A 19,163-nucleotide genomic window follows, 5' to 3' on the forward strand; every position below is an offset into this window, starting at 1 on the left:
CGCCAAACCAAACCATTAAAGGGACCGGAGCAAAACATGCCCTGGACCATTGACAAGATCGGAATGAAAGCCCGGGTGCGGGCCATGGCTGCAGCCAAGTCTGCGGGCCTTGATCTTGGACCTTGGCTTGACCGTGCCATCCTAGACAGCCCTGAAACAGGCCCCCGTGACCAAGAAAGCCCACAATGGGGCGAATCTCCTATTCATGACGCCCTAACAGCCCTGGAAGAGCGTATCGATTCCAGCCACTCTCGTTTGGCCCAACTTATCGATCCGATAGATGATGCCCTGCACGAAATGGACACCCAGGTGCCAAAATTATTGGATCAGGGCCAAAATGCCGGAAATGCAGCAAACGCTGATTTGCAGGAAGGCCCCCCTCATGCATCCCCGGGCACCAATGATCCGCATTTAGCCACAGAATCCAGTAGCGATAGTAGTGCTGGTAGTGCCAGTAGTGCCAACCATGCCAATGATGACGACAATGATGATGATAAACCGAATATATACCCCCCCGTTATTGACACCTCCCCGGATATCAGCGATCAGGATATCCCCAGAGATTTTAGTAGTGCTGATGAAGCGGAACACAGCCAACAGAGCGATCCAGCTTCTGAATGGCACCCCCCCGCCCGTCCCGGCCAAGGCGTGCCCCGTATTTTTATAGGCATTGGCGCCGTCACCCTGATGATCGGCGCCTTGGGGCTGCTGGGCTGGTTATGGGCCACCCCACCCACACCAGAAAAATGGACCGCGACAAAATTAAACAAAAGGGTGCAGGTGCCGCCAAGTCTTGATCAGACCCCCCCCAAAATAGCCCAGATCAAAAAGGGTGCGTCCAATAGCCCCGCGATAGAAAAGACCCCTCCTGCTGATATCTCCATCCAGGCATTACGCTCCATGGCTGAAAAGGGCGTTCCGTCCCATCAATATGCCCTTGGGATGGCCTTGATTGAGGGCAAAGGCACAGGCAAGAATTTAAAAGGAGCCATCCAATGGATCGAAGCCGCCGCTGTCCGAGGCTATACCCGGGCGCAGCATCGCCTTGGCCTTCTGCATGCCAAAGGCACCGGGGTTGCCCTCAACCCGGTTCAGGCCTTTTTCTGGCACCAATCTGCTGCCGATCAGGGGTTTGCCGATTCCCAATACCGCCTTGGCCTTTTATATGCCAATGGTGAGGGGGTCGTAAAAAGCCATGTGTTGGCCCGCCAATGGTTTCAAAAGGCGGCTGGCAAAGGACATGCAGATGCCATGTTTAATCTGGGCCGCAGTTATGCGCTGGGACAGGACACACCCAAAGACCCGCAAAAGGCACGCACCTGGTATGCCAAAGCCAAACAGGCCGGTTCAAAACTAGTGCCTTCTGCCCCCGCAACAGGGGGCACATTGGCTGGCACATCCCCAAGCACTACTTCTGGCATTTTGGTAGTTCCTAAAGCCACAGGGAAAATCGGGGTAAAAGAAATTCGCGAAATCCAACGGCTTTTGGCATCCCTGAGTTTCAATCCCGGTAGTGCCGATGGTCAGGCCGGGGCACGAACCATAGAGGCCATTCGGCTCTATCAGGGGTTCGCTGGCTTGGCCGTTGATGGCCAACCCTCAATCGCTCTATTGCAGCATATACGGGAAATTACGGGCAGTTTGAAAGCACCCTGAACCACACCCCGGGCCAGCCATCTTCGACAATTTTTAAAGAGAACTACTTTAGACACTACTTAGGCATACTGCGGACTACCCGGTATGACTTATCCATCTAAACCTCAGCATTTCTGCGACTATCAGACAGCTCCCCTGACCATACCCACCACCCGGCATTAGCACTACTTAGCTCAATTTCACGGGCTGCTTTTTGCGCTTTTGCGCCATTTTCATAGAGGCCAAAGCAGGTTGCGCCACTGCCCGCCATGCGGGCCACAAGACAATCGCTGCTTTCTGAAAGAGCCAATAATCCATCCCCGATCGTTGGGGCAAAGGTGCACGCCGCCGATGTCAGATCATTGCCGCATCCATCGATCAAACCCGCCAGTTCACCCACCGTTGCAGGGCCATCGCCAAAATGTGATGGGACGAATTGGGAGGCCATACTTTCAGAAAAAGAACCGGCCCTTTGGGGGGCATCATCATAGGCCTTGAACACGGCACGGGTCTCAACACCTACGCCGGGATTAACAAGCACCAGACCAGCACAGGGCAGATGGGGGAAATTTATCAGATCTTCGCCAATGCCGGCCATGAAGGCAGGGGTAGAGCGGATCGATACCGGAACATCAGCCCCGAGAGCCAGGCCAATTTCCGCCAACGGTGCATCGGGGCGATCCCACGCTTTTGAAAGGGCGACCAGAACCGCTGCGGCATCTGCCGATCCACCGCCAAGGCCAGCGGCGACAGGAATGTTCTTGGTCAACCGGATATGGGCTTTTTTGCCCCGCCCATCCCAATCAGAAAAAGCGCGGGCTGCGGCAACAGCCAGATTGTTGGTATCATTTGGGGGTAACAGGCTTGAATATGGCCCATCAAGTTCAAGGCCGAAATGTTCACTGTCACTGACTTCCACGATGTCTGAAAGACTGGCAAAGGCACAGAGCGATTCCAGAAGGTGATAGCCATCCCCGCGCCTGCCAACAATATGGAGAAAAAGGTTGAGCTTGGCCGGGGCTGTGACGCGCTCGGGAATGTTCAGCCTCCCCGTGGTGCGGACGCACCCTTACCAATATCCGGTGCGCCCTGCGCACCTGAGCCTATTGAGCGGGAGGCCTTCCGCTTTTCTTCGGTTGCCCCAAGGCCATTGTCCAGTTTCTTCTTAATTTTCAGCACCTGATCGGGTTCAGGTCCAAAATTAAGGGCGCGGCGCCATTGGAACCGTGCTTCGACCCTGCGTCCGACGCGCCAATAGGCGTCTCCCAGGTGATCATTAATGGCTGCATCGTCTGAACTCAGCATCACGGCACGTTCCAGATACGTCACCGCCTTGGAAAAAGTCCCGAGCTGGTAATGGGCCCAGCCGAGCGAATCAATAATAAAGCCATCCCGGGGCCGGGCCTTGACGGCCTTTTCAATCATGCCCAGCGCCTTATCGAGGTGCATCTTTTTTTCCACCCAGGAATATCCCAAATAATTCAGAACAAACGGCTGATCGGGTGACATTTTAAGGGCCGTCAGAAAATCCTTTTCCGCACGCATCCATTGCTTCGAGCGCTCATGTGCAATCCCCCTGGAATAATACAGGGTCCATTTTGGGTGCTTGCCCGGGCCAATTCGAACAAGCACCTTGTCATAATCCTTGATGGCCTCGACATAGCGTTTCTTGAAACGCAATAAATCGCCTCTGGCAATAAGCGCATCGGTCCGGTCATTTTTTTCATTCACCATTGCCGTCAACCGCTTGATGGCTTCATCGGTCTTTCCCATGCGATCGAAAACCAACGCGGCCCGAAGCGACGCACGCCATGCCAGCGGGTGTTTCACATCCACGCCATCATATGTTTTGACCGCATCCCCATAACGATCAACGGTCTCAAAAATATCCCCCAACAGAATCTGGGCGACGGCAAATTGGGGACGAAGATGCAATGCCATGCGCGTCAACATCACCGCAATCTCCTGAATGCGATCCTGGTTCAACAACATGGCCAGATTCCAAAGCGCCTCAGCAACCCCGTCACCCGCGCCAGTTATCATCTGCGCCGGTTTTTCGCCCTTTTTCAGGCGCGCAAGGGCTTGTTCCATAAGCCGCGAGCCCGGTTCACCAACAAGGGCCGCCCGATAAATTTTTTCGGCACGCTCACTGTCACCCTGGCGTTCAAAAAAAGCGCCCGCCAAAAGAACAAACCGTTGGTGTTCCTTGCCTGTGGCTAGTTTCTCAAAAAATGGCGCTGCGCGTTTTGGTTCGCCAACAAGGTCCAGAATCAGGGCCGAATGAAGAGTGTGAATAACCCCAAGTCCCTGTCGTTTGCCCAATGGCGCCAGCGTTTTTATGGCCGCCTTACCATCGCCTTCACCAGCCTGAACCCAGGCCAAAACCAATGGAACAAAATAACTGCCAAGGCCACGGTTCGGAATGACCTTCAATTTCAATCTGGCATCGGACAACTTCTTGTTGCGAACATCGTCAACCGCCAGCAACAAAGACGCCATGACGTTTTTAGGCTGAAGCTTCAGATAGCGCCGGGCCAAGGGCACTGCTTTTTCCATGTGCCCGGCGGAAATCATTTGATGCAGGGTTTGGCGCAACAATCCCGGATCATTAGGCAAATACCGAAGCGTGCGGGACAGCAACCGTGACGCCAACGCCGCGTCAAAATGGCTTTCCGCAAACCGGCCCGCCAAAAAATCGCCATAAGGGGTGGAATGAATGCCCGGATACCAGAGCGCATCATCGTTGCTGGCAGCAACCGCTTTAGCGCTGCCTGCAACCACGCCCAAACAAGCGATCATCACGGCTGTTGCCGACACAGCCCGAATTTTTGGCACCAATGCTGTCTTTATTCCTGTCTTCATTCCCAAAATACTCGCGTTTTAGCGTTTTCAGAGTAGCTTAAACTATAACACGGAAATCTATCCCTATATCAGCCATCTACATATTGGGATAATTGGGCCCACCGCCGCCTTCAGGCGCCACCCAGGTGATGTTTTGGGTTGGATCCTTTATATCGCAGGTTTTGCAATGGATGCAGTTTTGGGCATTAATTTGCAACCGGGGCCCATCTTCTCCATCACTTTGAATGATTTCATAAACCCCCGCCGGACAATACAGGGTTTCCGGTGACCCATATGTGGCATGGTTGATGGCAATGGCCCGATCGGGCTCGGCCAAATGCAGATGGGCCGGCTGGTTTTCTTCATGAAAGGTGTTGGAGATAAAAACCGAGCTCAACCGGTCAAAGGTCAATTTGCCATCGGGCTTGGGATACACAATGGGCGTGCATGCATCAATGGGCCGCAGGCTTTCGTGGTCGGGCTTGTGATGCAGGGTCCAGGGTGCGCGCCCCCTAAAGATATAAGCATCCAGTGCGCCATTGATCAGCCCGCCCAACAGACCAAAGCGAAACCCCGGACGCAGATTGCGCGCAGCGTGCAGGTCTTTCATGACCCAGCTTTCGTCAAGACGTTCCCGGTACGTCACCGCCTCAAGAATTTGTTCATCTGTGGCCAGCACATCAAACACGCTTTCGGCAGCCGTCATACCTGATTTCATGGCTGTGTGGATGCCCTTGATACGCGATACATCCAAAAATCCGGCGCCACACCCAATCAAGGCACCGCCTGGAAATGTCAGCCGCCCAATGGCCTGATGGCCCCCTTCATTCAGCGCCCGGGCGCCATAAGAAACCCGCCTGCCACCTTCGAAAACATCCCTGATACCCGGATGGGTCTTGAACCGCTGGAATTCCTCAAAGGGGCTGAGATGCGGGTTTTCATAATCCAACCCCACCACAAACCCAACGGCCACCTGGTTATTTTCAAGGTGATACAGGAAAGACCCGCCGTAGGTTTTCTGATCCAAAGGCCAGCCAACGGTGTGTAACACCGTGCCGGGCCGATGCCGGGATGGGTCCACTTCCCACAATTCCTTGATCCCCAAGCCATAGGTCTGGGGATCGGCATCGTTTGATAAATCAAACCGGGCAGATAAAACTTTGGTCAACGATCCACGGCAGCCTTCTCCAAACAAGGTCTGGCGACCGCGCAATTCAACCCCGGCCTGATGGTTGGCTGTGGGCTGGCCATCACGCCCAATCCCCATGTCACCAGTGGCAACCCCTGCCACGGACCCGGCATCATCAAACAGAATTTCAGACGCTGCAAAGCCCGGATAAATTTCCACCCCCAAGGCTTCGGCCTCTGCCGCCAGCCACCGACACAAGCTGCCAAGGCTGATGATGTAATTGCCATGATTGTGCATCGAAGGTGGCGTCGGCAGGGGAATGGCGTGGCGTTTGGTCAACAGCGTAAAACGATCCCGGGTGACCGGGGTGTTCAAGGGCGCGCCTTTTTCCTTCCAGTCTGGAATCAGTTCATCCAGCGCCCGGGGATCAAGCACGGCACCCGACATTGAATGGGCACCCACTTCTGATCCTTTTTCGATAACGCAAACCGAAAGTTCAGACTGTTTTAATGCAGCCATTTGCTTGAGCCGAATGGCGGCGGCCAAACCCGAAGGACCGGCGCCGACAATCACGACGTCGAAGGCCATTGATTCTCTTTCCATGGACCTAGTTTAAAACGGCTTTGAGAAAGGCTCTAGGGTTAATGTAAAAACCAGCCCATGATTTTTATCCCCATGCTAAATTGGGGGAATGGAAACCCAACCGCCCAGTTTAGAAGCCTTGAAATGGCAAATCGATGCCGGCGCAGATGAAGCCATTGGCGATGTCCCCGTTGATCGGTTTGCTGAAGCGCTCGTAGAACCGCTGACAGAACCACAGGGAGTGCCAGAAACACCGCGTGAAACGCCAGAACCTGAAAATCACCAAAATGCAGAAAATTACGGTGAAACAGCACAAAAATCGGATGAAATAGCGCAAAATGACACAAAAATAGAAAAAACATCGAATAATTCTGCTTCAAAACCATCCCAAACTCATAAAACTGCGCCAAAACCGGAAATAACACCGGATATTGGGGCCTATCAACTGGCTGCAGGGGCAAAAAGCCTTGATGACATTGCTGAAATACTCAAAACCTATGAAGGCTGTGCGTTAAAACAGACCGCCACCAACCTGGTCTATTGTGACGGCAACAAAGACGCCGACATTCTTTTTATCGGCGAAGCGCCGGGTGCCGAAGAAGATCGCCAGGGCCGCCCCTTTGTCGGCCCGGCGGGAAAAATGATGGATCGCATGCTGGAGGCCATTGGTCTTGATCGGGAACAGGTCCTGATCTGCAACAGCTTATTCTGGAGGCCGCCCGGAAATCGCACCCCGAACCCGCTTGAAGTTGCCGCATGCCTGCCCTTTGTCGAACGCACCATTGAAATCGTCGATCCAAAAATTGTGGTGATGGTTGGGGGCACGGCCGCCAAAACACTTTTGGCCCAGAATGAAGGCATCATGAAATTGCGCGGCAAGTGGTTTGAATACGAGACATCCGCTATGGTGCGCCCTATTCCCGCTATGGCGATTTACCATCCGGCATTTTTGTTACGATCCCCGGGCCAGAAACGCGATGCATGGCGGGATTTATTGGAAATCCGCAAACGACTGGATAGCCTTCATTGATCAACGTTCATCACATCAATAACAAGCCCCATAAAGCCAGAAACGCACCGATGCTTCTTGGCGTCCTAATGGTAATGGTTGCCTTATCGCTATCCCATCCCGCATGGGCTACAGATAAAAAAGCGAAAGATGAAGCGGTGGCGGCAACCATAAAGGTGCCAAAGATTCTGGATGCTGCAGACAGCATGCTTTACCGGGATATCTTTAAACTGCAAACCCGGGGCCAATGGCGTCGCGCCGATCGGCGCATCAAAAAATTGCAGAACCGTTTGCTGGTCGGCCATGTTTTGGCCCAACGCTTTTTGCACCCAACCCATTATCGGTCACGGTTTCGCGAACTGGAACGTTGGATGCGCCATTATGCCGATCATCCCGATGCACGGCGCATTTACAGATTGGCCCTGCGTCGCAAACCGACACGCGCGCGCGCTCCCCGTGTGCCGCAACGCGCGATAAAACGATTGCGTAAAAAACAAAAATCCGCGACGCCCAGAAAACTCAGAAAACGCGCACCCTTTTATATGGGGCGGACCGAACGACGGTTGCAACGTCGCATTGGACGATATGTGTTCCGGGAACATCTAAGCCGGGCTGAGCGATACCTGAAGCGCAGATCAACGCACCGTGCGGTCGGCACCAAAGGCATCGACCGCGCGCGCGCCATCATTGCATCGGGCTGGTTTCGCCGTGGCAACACCAAACGCGCCCTTGCACTGGCCGCGCGTGCAGCGGATCGTTCAGGCATGGCCGCGCCCCGGGCACAGTGGTGGGCGGGCCTTTCCGCATTCAGGCTGGGCCGCCTTGACACAGCTGCGCGTTATTTCCAAACCATGCACCAAACCCCCGGCCTGAGTGACACCGCCCGGGCAGCATCCGCATTCTGGGCAGCACGGTCCCACCTTTTAGGCCGCCAACCACAAAACGTTACCCCATGGCTGGCACGCGCAGCCGCATATCCCCGCACGTTTTATGGCTTTATGGCCGCCTATATGATGGGCACCGAACCACAGTTCAACTGGCAGGCCCCGCGTCTTGATCCGGGGGAGCTTGAAACCCTGTCTAGCCTTCATCCGGGCAAGCGCGCCATGGCCCTGATCCAGGTTGGCGAAGGCCGCCGCGCAGAACTGGAGTTGCGCAAAATTCGCTATTCATCCACCGCCGGGCTTTTGCGCACCGTCATCGCATTGGCAGGCGTTGCCAATCTGCCGGGCACCCAATTGCGCGCTGCGCGCACGTTAAGAACACTCTCTGGCAAACAATATGATGGCGCCTTGTATCCAATTTCCCATTGGACCCCCCATGGGGGCTACCTGATTGATCGGGCCTTGATCAATGCGCTGGCCCGCCAGGAATCAGGGTTTAACACCCGCGCAAAAAGCCGCCGTGGCGCGCGTGGACTTTTGCAGCTTATGCCCGCCACGGCACGGATCATGGCCCAAAGGCGGGGTGCCTTCCGGGGCCGGGGGCGGGACAAATTATTTGATCCCGATTTAAATCTTTCTTTGGGCCAGAAATATGTCGATCACCTGCTGAACGGCGATGTCACATCGGGCAATATGGTCTTGATGATTGCTTCTTATAACGGTGGGCCGGGCAATACATCCAAATGGCAACGCAAACTTGCCCATGGGGCCGATCCATTGATCTTTATGGAAACCATCCCATTAAGAGAAACCCGGAATTTTGTAAAACGGGTGTTTGAAAACCTTTGGGTGTACCGGGCGCGGCTGGGACAGGACGCGCCGTCGTTGGCTGCCCTTGCAGCGGGCCAATGGCCATCCTATGTAGGGTTAGACGAAACCCCACGCCTTTAAAACAAACCAACCGGAGGCCCCCATGGCCGGCATTGATGAAACCCGCACTTTTATTCCCATTGGCATCGCTGTCCTTACCATTTCGGACACCCGAACAGAAGCCAATGACGAATCCGGCGACACCTTGATTGCACGGCTGGAAGGCGTGGGCCACACCTTGGCTGCGCGCGCTGTCATCATTGATGATCCAGCACGCATTGCCAAACAGGTGACCGATTGGGCAAACAAAGATGGCATTGATGTCATCATCACCAATGGTGGCACCGGGGTCACCGGGCGTGATGTAACGCCTGAGGCGCTGCGCCCCCTGTTTGACAAAGAAATAGAAGGCTTCGGCGAATTATTCCGGATGATTTCCTATGACAAGGTCGGGACATCGACCATGCAGTCGCGCGCCCTTGGCGGATTGATTGGCAACACCTATGTCTTTGCCTTGCCGGGATCACCGTCCGCTTGTAAGGATGGCTGGGATGAAATTCTGAAATACCAACTGGATGCGCGCCATCGTCCCTGCAATCTGGTGGAACTGATGCCCCGTTTGATGGAACGCTAGGTTACGCCCTATTTCCATCTTTTGTTTCAAGCGCCGTGTTAATGGTCTTGAGCTCTGAACGAATGGCCGATAATTCTTTTTGCATCAAGGCCGCTTCCTCGGCGCGCGCTGCTTCCAATAGGGCTCTTTCTTCTTGATGTTCTTCATCGCTTTGGGCCTGCATGGCGGAAACGATGATGGCGATAAACAGGTTCAGCATGGTGAACGTGGCAATCAGGATAAACGGCACAAAAAATGTCCAGGCCAGAGGATAAACCTTCATCACTGGGCGCACGATCCCCATGGACCAGCTTTCCAACGTCATGATCTGGAACAGGGAATACATAGACGCGCCAATGGTGCCGAACCATTCATCAAAATCATTGCCAAACAGATTGGTTGCGATCACGGCAAAGACGTAATAGACCAACACCAAAATGGCCATGATCGAAGAAATCCCCGGCACCGCGCGCAGCAGGGATTCGATGACGTGGCGCATTTGGGGAATCACCGATAACAGGCGAAGGATGCGCAGCACCCGAAGGGCCCGCAAGACCGAGAACGGCCCGGCTGATGGCACCAACGCAATGGCAATGACGATAAAGTCAAAGATGTTCCAGCCGCTTTTGAAAAACCCGAACCCACGCCCCAACAGCTTGGCCCCGATTTCAAACACAAACACCGATAACACGGCAACATCCAGAACATGCAAAACAGGCCCGATTGCCCCCATGACCTGGGTGGATGTTTCAAGGCCAAGGGTGATGGCATTGATGATGATCAAGACCATCACCAACTTTTGCACCCGGTCGCCTTCGACAAAATCGATCACACGCCCGCGCCAGCCTTCGGGGCGGGGACCATTTTCTGCTTCATCATTTTCTGATTTCAACACGTCATCTGTCATGGGTTTTGCGGCACCTGATCAATAGAGATAGCGGCATTTAGCAAAGCGCCGGGCTTTACGCCATTAAAAATTTTGCTTTTATATTATATACGCGTGTCCTGAACCCAGCGTTCAAAAGCAGCGCCATCATCAACATCTTCCAGTGCCGGCAATGGGGGGCCTTCAAGGCCCGGGCCAAGATTAGCCCGTGTATCGGCAAGGGCGTGGGCGCTGGACCAACGAACAGATGAGAACAACCGCCCCACAAAACGTCTGCGTCTGCGGCCAAGACCAACCAGCCAATAGCCCCCATCCAAGGCCGGGCCAAAAACGGCTTCGTGTTGATCAAGGCGGTCAAAGGCCTGCCTGATCAAAAATGGCGTGATGTTGGGAATGTCTGATCCGATGATGATCGCAGGGCCGGGGGGCAATTGATCCAGAACGCGACCCATGCGCGCGCCCAAACTGCCCCGTCCCTGGCCCACACGACGGATCCCCTTGGGCCAAAACCGGGCAGAGCTGGCAAAATGATCGGGGGTTACCGCCAGCACGGTTTGCCAATTGCCTCCCCCATTGCCTCCATGGTTTTGGGCGCGCGCCAAAGACGTGACAAGGGACCGGCTCATGTTCTGATAAAACCCAAGGGCGGCACGTTCGCCGATGTCGCGGGCAAGGCGGCGTTTTACAGCACCACGCTGAGGGGCACGCAGGAAAATTACGAGATGGCGCACAGAGCGCATGAGCCCTAGCGGCCGTAAAGCCGGGCGATCATGGGTGCGGGGAAACCAAGAAAATAAAGGCTGAGACAGCCAAGGTTGCGAAGTGGGCGCAGGACCCATCCCCCCTTGCGATAGCGTTCCGCAGAGGTGGTTGCTGGCACATCAAGAATGCGCAGCCGTGCGCGGCCAATGCGGCAGACAAAATCAACGTCTTCCATCAACGGTTCCGTTCCAAACCCATCAAGGGCGGTGTACAACGCCTTTGAAATCAAAAGGCCCTGATCCCCATAGGGCAGCGCCAGTGCGCGGCAACGCCAGGCCACCATGTTTTCAAGCCAGCGTGCGGCACGACTGGCATCATCAAGGGCAAAACGGAACGCAGCAGCTTTGCCCGGATTGGCCGGGTTATTCATGAAGCCCGTCACCACCTGTTGCCAGCCACCGGCGAGGCGGGTATCAGCGTGGAGAAACAAAAACCAATCTCCTCTGGCAGCTTCTGCACCGGCATCCAATTGGGTGCCCCGTCCCTTGGGCGCATCCAAAACTTTTACCCCTGCCTTTTTGGCAATGGCCTTGGTTTGGTCACTGGACCCACCATCAACAATGATGATTTCAATCTCTGGCAAGGTCACACCATTTTCACCCTTTTCCTTGGCGCAGCGCTGCAGCGCGGCCAGACAGGTGCCGATATGAGATTCCGCATCCAGGGTTGGGATGATGATACTGAGGACCAGTGAGTTCAAATTATTCTCCAAAACCAAAACGGGCAAATCCATAAAGCCCTTACTTTAAAGGGTGCTTGTATCAGGTTTTCCGTCTTATGGAATTCCACATACAAGTAAAACGCGTCAAGAAGATGGCTGGTAATCCTAAAAAAACCATCAACAAACTGCATAATGTTCTTGCTTTGTTCTATAAATAGGATCAAATACGACCTATTATGGACATTATTCCAGATCTTCCTGGCAATTTGCCAATCAAGGGCCGCGGTGCCATTTCCAACCCCACGGGGCGATATGAGCGCGAAACGCGCCAACGCACCGATGACGGATGGACAAGGCCGGAACCAGAACCCGGCCCCCATTCAGAACGGAGACCCAACCATGAAACCCAAATCCAGACAAAGGATGGCACAAAAATTCTGGCAGAACCTGCAGAGCATCTTGATGAAAATTCATGTTCTGAGAAACCCAGAAACCCGGACACCCGATTTCTGGTGGATGCCTCGCGCACGGTAATTACGCGCAACACGTCGCCCGATGTTCCCTTTGATCGTTCCATCAATCCGTATCGCGGGTGCGAACATGGCTGCATTTATTGTTTCGCGCGCCCTACCCATGCCTGGTTGGGCTTGTCACCGGGAATGGATTTTGAAACACGTATTTTTACCAAACCCGATGCCCCCAAAAGGCTGGCCCATGAACTGGGGCGCAAAAGTTATAAATGTGCGCCCATTGCCCTTGGCACCAACACCGACCCATACCAGCCCATAGAACGCAGGCTGCGTATCACCCGGGGCATTCTTCAGGTTCTTTCAGATCACAACCACCCCGTCACCATTGTCTCCAAATCTGATGGGGTGCTCAAAGACATCGATCTTCTTTCCGACATGGCCGCGCGCAATCTGGTGCAGGTCCATCTTTCCATCACCTCTCTTGATGGGGGCCTGACCCGAAAGCTGGAACCGCGTACCCCCACACCGGCCAAACGCCTGAATGCCATCAAAGAACTGGCCGATGCCAACATTCCTGTCGGCGTGATGGCTGCACCCATGATCCCGGCGTTGAACGATCATGAGCTCGAAGCCATTCTAGCAGCCGCCCACAATGCCGGTGCTATCACGGCCGGCTACATCCTGTTGCGCCTGCCCTTGGAAGTGAAAGAGCTTTTCGCCCAATGGCTGCGCGCCCATTACCCTGACCGCGAAGCAAAGGTTTTAAACCTTGTCCGCGAAACACGCGGTGGCCGGGCTGGAAAACTGAACGATTCTGATTTCAAACAGCGCATGAGCGGCAAGGGCGTTTACGCCGAAATGATCGCCAATCGCTTTGCCATGACCATGGCCCGATTGGGCATGGGACGAGAAAATCTGGGCAGCCTTGATACCGGCCATTTTACCCCACCCAGCGCGGGCGGAGACCAACTGGCTCTTTTCTAGATCAGAGCGCTTAAGTCATTAAGCAAAGTCATTACGCAACTGTGTTAATGTCTAGCCATGGAAGGTCAGGAAGCACTTACAGGAATTGCCGTGGTTGGATTGGCCGCACTTTTGTGCGGGTTGATTCTGACGCGCCTGCGCCAACCCGCCGTGGTTGGCTATATTCTTGCGGGCGTGCTTCTTGGCCCCACCGCGTTTGCCATCGTTGATAATCAGGAGCAAATTCGCCTGCTGGCCGATATTGGCATTCTCATGCTTTTGTTTGTGCTGGGGCTAGAGCTGCCCATCAAGGATTTCATGAATGTCTGGCGCACCGCCCTTATGGTTCTTGCCGGGCAAATTCTGGGATTTCTTAGCATTACCCTTGTGCTGGCTGCCTTCATGGGGTGGGACGGACGGTTTGCTGCTTTTCTGGCCTTTGCGGCAACCCTTTCATCGACCGCCGTTGCCATCAAAATGATCGAGGATATCGGTGAGACCAAAACCGATACCGGCAGGCTTTCTATTGCCATTCTGGTGGCCCAGGATTTGGCCGTCATTCCCATGATTGTCTTTGTCAGCAACGTGGGCGGCAGTGGCTTTACCGCTGTTGGTCTGGCCAAGATGATCGCAGCGGGTGCCTTCCTTGCCGGATTGGTGGTCTTTTTTGCAAAGGGCGGGCGGATGAATTTCGCCTTTGCAGAACGCATCGCATCACATCGTGAATTGCGCCCCGTTGCAGCCATTGCAATTTGCCTTGTCGCCGCAGCGCTATCGGGTGTGTTCGGATTTTCAGCAGCTTATGGCGCCTTCATTGCCGGGCTGGTCCTTGGCAACGGGGTCGGGAGTGCCAGACTCGCCGAAGCGGCAAAGCCCATTGAGGGGCTTTTGATGATGGTGTTCTTCCTGTCGGTTGGGCTTTTGATTGATCTTGATTTTATCCGCGCCCATTTGGGCCAGGTGATGATCTGGTTGATCGGGGCAACGGTGGTCAAGACCGCCCTTAACATTGGCATTTTACGCCTGTTAAAAAGACCATGGCCCCAGGCATTTTTATCTGGCGTCCTGATTGGTCAAATTGGCGAATTTTCCTTTCTGCTGGCCGCCGTTGGTGGACGATCCGGGATGCTGCCCCCGGAAAAACAGCAATTAATCATCGCCGTGGTTGCCCTTTCGCTTCTGGTCAGCCCACTTTGGCTTATGACTGCAAGACGCCTGCACACTGTCACGGCAAGACGGCGCACCACCCTTTCATCGCTGCTGAATTATCTTTATGGCGATCAAACCACGTGGTTGATCGGGACCGCAAAAAACATTGCCCAACAATTGCACGCCCAGCACCCTGAAGACAAAAACACCAAAAAGCGTGGCAAGAAAAAGAAACCTGCAAAAAAGCCTGACAAAAAATAAGGGATCATCGTGCCTGACTTTTCTTTGGAAACAGAAATTCTAAAAACGACATCCGGGCCTGTTTGTGGCATCGATGAAGCCGGGCGTGGCCCATGGGCCGGGCCGGTGGTGGCCAGCGCCGTGGTGTTGGACCCCGATCATCTTTCACCCGCGCTTATTGAAGGGCTGGATGATTCAAAAAAACTCAGCGCCAAAAAACGCGACATACTTTTTGATCGCCTAAAATCTGCCGAAGCCAACGGGGCAGCATGGATCGGCATTGGGGATGCCAGCTCGGATGAAATTGATCGTTTGAATATTTTACAAGCGACCTTCCTTGCCATGGACAGGGCCGTAAAGGGTCTGGCCACCTGCCCGGCCCATGCCTTGGTGGATGGCAATTGCGTGCCGCCACTTGATTGTCCGGCCACCACCATCATCAAGGGCGACCAGAAATCCCTGTCCATTGCGGCCGCTTCTATTGTTGCAAAAGTCACCCGGGATCGTTTTATGAATGCCCTCTCTGATCGCTTCCCCGGGTATGGGTTTGAGCGCCACGCTGGCTACGGCACGGTTATCCACAGGGAAGCGCTTGAACGGCTTGGCGTCACACCACATCACCGTAAAAGTTTTGCACCCATACACAAGATATTGTGTTCTGATTAGATTCGACTCCATCATATTGCCATAACATATTGATTCTTATAATTTTTTATTGACTGGGAGTCCTCGCTGAATCATCTTCGAGAGATGATTGATGACAACACACCCATAACCCAGGAAATCCTGATTGGCGACGCGGTTGAAACCATGTCGTGCCTGAAGGAAGGCGTGGCCGACATGATCTTTGCCGATCCGCCCTACAACCTGCAGCTCCAAGGCGAACTGGTCCGTCCCAACAACACCCGGGTTGATGGGGTTGATAATGGCTGGGATAAATTCGACAGCTTCAAGGCCTATGACGATTTCACCCGAAACTGGTTGCGTGCTGCCAGGCGTGCCCTGAAGGATGACGGCACACTTTGGGTGATCGGGTCTTATCACAACATCTATCGTGTTGGGGCTATCTTGCAGGATCTTGGGTTCTGGATCTTGAACGATGTCATCTGGACCAAATCAAATCCCATGCCCAATTTTCGGGGCCGACGGTTTACCAACGCCCATGAAACCATGCTGTGGTGTTCCAAATCTGCCGATGCCAAGGGCTATACCTTTAATTACGAAGCCATGAAAACCGCGAACGATGATCTGCAAATGCGATCAGACTGGACCATCCCGGTTTGTTCCGGCGGAGAACGGCTTAAAAAAGATGGCGTCAAAGCCCATCCCACCCAAAAGCCCGAAGCCCTGTTGCACCGCGTAATCCTGTCATCCACCAATGTTGGGGATGTGGTGCTGGACCCGTTTTTCGGCACCGGCACAACCGGGGCAGTGGCCAAAAAACTAGGGCGGGGTTTTATTGGCATTGAACAAAACCCGGCCTATGCGGGCGTTGCAAAAAAACGCATCGATGCCATTCAATCCGGCGACAGCGCCACCCTGGAAATCATGACCAAAAAACGCGAACCGCGCATTCCCTTTGGCTGGGTCGTGGAACGCGGGCTTTTGAACCCCGGCGATATCCTGACCGATGCCAAGGGCCGCCACGGCGCAACAATCCGCGCCGACAGCTCCCTTGCCGGGGCTGACATTACCGGCTCCATCCACAAGGTCGGTGCCCATGTTCAAGGGCTTAGCGCCTGCAACGGCTGGACGTATTGGCATTTCAATGTTGAAGGAAAGCCCGTGCCCATCGATGTCTTGCGCCAGCAACTGCGCGCAGACCTTGCCCGGGCCGGCATTGTTCCAGGAAAACCTGGCGTTCAGGCAGCCGCCACTTCCTAATCCAAAAGACCCTTTAGCCCCGCAGCGATGACCTTTTTCATGACCGTTGGCAGTGCCTGATCGACAAGCTTTGCTTGTGGAACCCACCGCCCTGTTTCACCAAATGTCTTTTTCAAATGCCCCGTGTTCGTTGCCGGAATTTTGGCCACGAACACGGTCAATTCCAGCCTGAAATGGGTGAAGACATGGACCACCGGCTTCCCCCCATGGACCCAGTCATTAACCCCAACATGGGGATAATGACCGATGCCATTATCCGGTTTTCCTGTCTGCCAATCCGTTGATGGCACTTCCATCATGGCCCCCAGCAGCCCTTTTTCGGGGCGCTTTTGCAGCCATAATGCGCCATCTTCTGCCACCACCATCCATGCCGCCCCATAGCGCACGGGGTTTTTGGCCTTTTTGATTCGCAGAGGATAAATTTCTGGCGCCCCTATTTCATGGGCACGGCATTCAAATGCCAGGGGGCACACATCACACCGGGGCGCTTTTGGGGTACACACGGTCGCGCCTAAATCCATCATGGCCTGGGCATAATCGCCGGGACGCGATCGTGTTTGTGCGGGGCTGAGTTCTGCAGCCCGGTCGCGAATTTCAGGTTTTGCGGCAGGCATGAGTGTTTCCACCGCAAAAATTCGGGCAATCACCCGTTCCACATTTCCGTCCACCACCACCGCCACCCGGCCAAAGGCAATTGCCCCAACAGCCGCCGCCGTATAAGCCCCAATTCCGGGCAAGGCCAAAAGCCCATCAATGGTGTTTGGAAAAATGCCGCCATGGTCCTTGGCGACAATTTGGGCACAACGGACCAGATTTCGGGCCCGGGCGTAATATCCCAACCCCTGCCACGCCACCAGAACCTCGTCCATGCTGGCTGCTGCCAATGCAGAAACATTGGGCCAACGGGAAAGAAAATCCTCAAAATAAGGGGTGGCCGTCACCACCTGGGTCTGTTGCAGCATGATTTCAGAAAGCCAGACCCGATACGGATCAACGGGTTCACCGGGCATGGCGCGCCATGGCAAAACCCGCCGATGGCGGTCATACCATCCAAGCACGGCCCGGGTGTGGGCGCGCCGCACAGGTCCCTTTATTGGTTCCTGTGCGGGTTTAAGCGATTGATCGCAAGGTAGGGCTTCTCTCGCATCCATGTTGGGTCCATCATGGCCCGAGTTGATAAGAATGTGTAGACGGGTTTCCAGCCAATGGCCAAAAAAGATGATGCGCCCAAAGATGGCCAGACAAAAGTCAGGCGTGGCCTAACCACGCTTGGCCAAAGCATCAACCGCATCACCTCACCAACGCTGCGAAAGCGCGGCTTTGCCGAAGGGACCATTGTTACCCATTGGGATGAAATTGTTGGCCGCCCGTTGTGTGATCACACCCAGCCGTTTCGGGTGGTGTTCCCAAAGGGTGAACGCCGCAGGGGCACCTTGCATATGAATGTATCAGGGTCCTTTGCCCCCGATGTCCAGCACCTGTCACCCCAAATCATTGAACGCATCAACAGCCATTTTGGTTATGGCGCCATTGAATGCATAGAGCTGCATCAGGCGCGAATTGAACCCCCCATCAAAAAACGCGCGTCAAATAAAGCACTGGGTGAACCATCAGGCCCCGAAACCGAATTGGCCCCCCAATTATCAGATGTGATCAAAAAGGTCGAAGATGACAGCCTGCGCACGGCCCTTGAACGCCTTGCCCGGACACGGGCAGAGGAAGAGTCCCGAACAGATGCAAAAAATGGCGATGAAAAACCTGCCTGAATGCCCTATTTCGGGTTTTCAAACCCCAATCTCTGTGTATATTTTCTATCAAATTTGATAATTCTGCGCTGGACGCATGAGGCGTCCAAACGCTATATATAGTGCTAAGGAGTGATGAATGCGTAATATCTTGTTGTTTTTAGGCAGCTTGGCTGCAGTTTTGGTTGTCTCTGTTGGGCTTTATCAATGGCTGGGCCAACCCAAATCCGGCCCCGCAACGGTGCAAACCACAATGCCAAAATCGGCCCCGGTGATTAGCACCACCGATGCGGCCAAGGTTAGGGCCGATGATTATGTAATCGGCAGTGCAACAGCCCCCCTCACCATCATCGAATATGCATCCCTCACCTGTTCCCATTGCCAGAATTTTCATGCCAAAATACTGCCGGTGTTGAAAAAAGATTACATCGACACCGGAAAGCTCCGTTTGGTCTATCGCGATTTCCCCCTCGATGGGATCGCCCTTCGGGGTTCTATGCTGGCGCGATGTGTTGGCAAAGAACGCTCGCTTGCACTTATTGATATTATTTTCAAACGCCAGGGCGCCATGGTTGCGGCCAAAGACCCTGTTGCAGCCCTTGCCAAAATTGCCGGGCTGGGTGGTATGAGCAAAGATGCCGTCAAAAAATGTCTTGAAGACAAAGCCCTTCAGGCAAAAATTCTGGCGGGCCGCGTTGAAGCCGAAAAAGTTTTTGGCATTGATGGCACGCCGGGCTTCGTGATCAACGGCAAAAAAGTAATGATCGACCTGGACCCCAAGGCCTTCAAAGCGGTCATTGATCCGCTTTTGGCAAAAGCTGGAAAGTAAGGACACAAACC

The 19,163-nt window shown here is 54.2% G+C and carries 17 protein-coding genes; 10 read left to right on the plus strand and 7 right to left on the minus strand.

The features are described 5' to 3' along the window. Positions 1–36 precede the first annotated feature (36 nt). Complete coding sequence (locus HOJ08_03150) at positions 37–1,656, plus strand: SEL1-like repeat protein (GenBank protein MBT5672436.1); 1,620 nt, start codon at positions 37–39, stop codon at positions 1,654–1,656. A gap of 97 nt (positions 1,657–1,753) precedes the next feature. Here the strand turns inward: HOJ08_03150 and HOJ08_03155 are convergent, their stop codons facing one another. The 3 genes from HOJ08_03155 to HOJ08_03165 all read right to left on the minus strand — a co-directional run bounded on the left by HOJ08_03155 (position 1,754) and on the right by HOJ08_03165 (position 6,208). Beyond that, positions 1,754–2,680 carry a 4-(cytidine 5'-diphospho)-2-C-methyl-D-erythritol kinase gene (locus HOJ08_03155; GenBank protein MBT5672437.1) on the minus strand — a complete coding sequence of 309 codons (927 nt, stop codon included), beginning with the start codon at positions 2,678–2,680 and terminating at the stop codon, positions 1,754–1,756. Further along, entirely contained in the window at positions 2,677–4,497 is a 1,821-nt protein-coding gene (locus HOJ08_03160; protein MBT5672438.1) for a tetratricopeptide repeat protein, read from the minus strand. The genes HOJ08_03155 and HOJ08_03160 overlap by 4 nt, the downstream gene beginning before the upstream one ends. Before the next feature lie 76 nt (positions 4,498–4,573). Next, entirely contained in the window at positions 4,574–6,208 is a 1,635-nt protein-coding gene (locus tag HOJ08_03165; protein ID MBT5672439.1) for an electron transfer flavoprotein-ubiquinone oxidoreductase, read from the minus strand. Between the two features lie 88 nt (positions 6,209–6,296). Between HOJ08_03165 and HOJ08_03170 the strand changes: the two genes are divergently transcribed. From HOJ08_03170 to moaB, 3 genes are all read left to right on the plus strand, one after another. Beyond that, positions 6,297–7,217: a uracil-DNA glycosylase gene (locus tag HOJ08_03170; protein MBT5672440.1), complete on the plus strand. Its 921-nt coding sequence runs from the start codon at positions 6,297–6,299 to the stop codon at positions 7,215–7,217. A 68-nt stretch (positions 7,218–7,285) separates the two neighbouring features. Continuing rightward, on the plus strand, positions 7,286–9,031 hold the full coding sequence (locus tag HOJ08_03175) for a lytic transglycosylase domain-containing protein (GenBank protein MBT5672441.1): 1,746 nt from the start codon (positions 7,286–7,288) through the stop codon (positions 9,029–9,031). Positions 9,032–9,053: 22 nt separating this feature from the next. Next, positions 9,054–9,584, plus strand: coding sequence for a molybdenum cofactor biosynthesis protein B (gene moaB / locus HOJ08_03180; protein MBT5672442.1), 531 nt, complete (start codon positions 9,054–9,056; stop codon positions 9,582–9,584). Position 9,585: 1 nt separating this feature from the next. Here moaB and HOJ08_03185 read toward each other — a convergent pair whose 3' ends face one another. From HOJ08_03185 to HOJ08_03195, 3 genes are all read right to left on the minus strand, one after another. After that, positions 9,586–10,470, minus strand: coding sequence for an ion transporter (locus HOJ08_03185; GenBank protein MBT5672443.1), 885 nt, complete (start codon positions 10,468–10,470; stop codon positions 9,586–9,588). Between the two features lie 83 nt (positions 10,471–10,553). Next, entirely contained in the window at positions 10,554–11,189 is a 636-nt protein-coding gene (locus HOJ08_03190; protein MBT5672444.1) for a DUF2064 domain-containing protein, read from the minus strand. A gap of 5 nt (positions 11,190–11,194) precedes the next feature. Then, the gene (locus HOJ08_03195; GenBank protein MBT5672445.1) at positions 11,195–11,902 is read right to left on the minus strand and encodes a glycosyltransferase; all 708 of its coding nucleotides are present in this window, start codon (positions 11,900–11,902) and stop codon (positions 11,195–11,197) included. A gap of 206 nt (positions 11,903–12,108) precedes the next feature. On the opposite strand from HOJ08_03195, the gene HOJ08_03200 reads away from it, so the two are divergent. The 4 genes from HOJ08_03200 (at position 12,109) to HOJ08_03215 (ending at position 16,578) form a co-directional block, all read left to right on the plus strand. Next, entirely contained in the window at positions 12,109–13,326 is a 1,218-nt protein-coding gene (locus HOJ08_03200; protein MBT5672446.1) for a PA0069 family radical SAM protein, read from the plus strand. 57 nt (positions 13,327–13,383) lie between these two features. Then, entirely contained in the window at positions 13,384–14,715 is a 1,332-nt protein-coding gene (locus tag HOJ08_03205) for a cation:proton antiporter (protein ID MBT5672447.1), read from the plus strand. Between the two features lie 9 nt (positions 14,716–14,724). After that, positions 14,725–15,360 carry a ribonuclease HII gene (locus tag HOJ08_03210; protein MBT5672448.1) on the plus strand — a complete coding sequence of 212 codons (636 nt, stop codon included), beginning with the start codon at positions 14,725–14,727 and terminating at the stop codon, positions 15,358–15,360. 84 nt (positions 15,361–15,444) lie between these two features. Further along, the gene (locus tag HOJ08_03215; protein MBT5672449.1) at positions 15,445–16,578 is read left to right on the plus strand and encodes a site-specific DNA-methyltransferase; all 1,134 of its coding nucleotides are present in this window, start codon (positions 15,445–15,447) and stop codon (positions 16,576–16,578) included. Here the strand turns inward: HOJ08_03215 and mutY are convergent. Then, positions 16,575–17,729 (minus strand): A/G-specific adenine glycosylase, encoded by a 1,155-nt coding sequence (mutY, locus tag HOJ08_03220; GenBank protein MBT5672450.1) that lies wholly within the window; start codon positions 17,727–17,729, stop codon positions 16,575–16,577. The two genes, HOJ08_03215 and mutY, sit on opposite strands and share 4 nt — an antisense overlap. A 54-nt stretch (positions 17,730–17,783) precedes the next feature. Here mutY and HOJ08_03225 point away from each other — a divergent pair, with 54 nt between their 5' ends. Together HOJ08_03225 and HOJ08_03230 are read left to right on the plus strand one after the other, a co-directional pair. Next, the gene (locus HOJ08_03225) at positions 17,784–18,344 is read left to right on the plus strand and encodes a DUF721 domain-containing protein (protein MBT5672451.1); all 561 of its coding nucleotides are present in this window, start codon (positions 17,784–17,786) and stop codon (positions 18,342–18,344) included. Between the two features lie 118 nt (positions 18,345–18,462). Beyond that, positions 18,463–19,152 (plus strand): DsbA family protein, encoded by a 690-nt coding sequence (locus HOJ08_03230; protein ID MBT5672452.1) that lies wholly within the window; start codon positions 18,463–18,465, stop codon positions 19,150–19,152. The last annotated feature ends 11 nt before the right edge of the window (positions 19,153–19,163 follow it).

The organism is Rhodospirillales bacterium (assembly GCA_018666775.1).
In the GTDB taxonomy this organism is placed as follows: Bacteria; Pseudomonadota; Alphaproteobacteria; order SMXQ01; family SMXQ01; genus JABIXC01.

Coding starts and splice junctions, on each gene's coding strand:
- HOJ08_03150 (MBT5672436.1), top strand. CDS start 37: ATGCCCTGGACCATTGACAAGATCGGAATGAAAGCCCGGGTGCGGGCC.
- HOJ08_03160 (MBT5672438.1), bottom strand. CDS start 4,497: ATGAAGACAGGAATAAAGACAGCATTGGTGCCAAAAATTCGGGCTGTG.
- HOJ08_03165 (MBT5672439.1), bottom strand. CDS start 6,208: ATGGAAAGAGAATCAATGGCCTTCGACGTCGTGATTGTCGGCGCCGGT.
- HOJ08_03170 (MBT5672440.1), top strand. CDS start 6,297: ATGGAAACCCAACCGCCCAGTTTAGAAGCCTTGAAATGGCAAATCGAT.
- HOJ08_03175 (MBT5672441.1), top strand. CDS start 7,286: ATGGTAATGGTTGCCTTATCGCTATCCCATCCCGCATGGGCTACAGAT.
- moaB (MBT5672442.1), top strand. CDS start 9,054: ATGGCCGGCATTGATGAAACCCGCACTTTTATTCCCATTGGCATCGCT.
- HOJ08_03185 (MBT5672443.1), bottom strand. CDS start 10,470: ATGACAGATGACGTGTTGAAATCAGAAAATGATGAAGCAGAAAATGGT.
- HOJ08_03190 (MBT5672444.1), bottom strand. CDS start 11,189: ATGCGCTCTGTGCGCCATCTCGTAATTTTCCTGCGTGCCCCTCAGCGT.
- HOJ08_03200 (MBT5672446.1), top strand. CDS start 12,109: ATGGACATTATTCCAGATCTTCCTGGCAATTTGCCAATCAAGGGCCGC.
- HOJ08_03205 (MBT5672447.1), top strand. CDS start 13,384: ATGGAAGGTCAGGAAGCACTTACAGGAATTGCCGTGGTTGGATTGGCC.
- HOJ08_03215 (MBT5672449.1), top strand. CDS start 15,445: ATGATTGATGACAACACACCCATAACCCAGGAAATCCTGATTGGCGAC.
- mutY (MBT5672450.1), bottom strand. CDS start 17,729: ATGGATGCGAGAGAAGCCCTACCTTGCGATCAATCGCTTAAACCCGCA.
- HOJ08_03225 (MBT5672451.1), top strand. CDS start 17,784: ATGGCCAAAAAAGATGATGCGCCCAAAGATGGCCAGACAAAAGTCAGG.
- HOJ08_03230 (MBT5672452.1), top strand. CDS start 18,463: ATGCGTAATATCTTGTTGTTTTTAGGCAGCTTGGCTGCAGTTTTGGTT.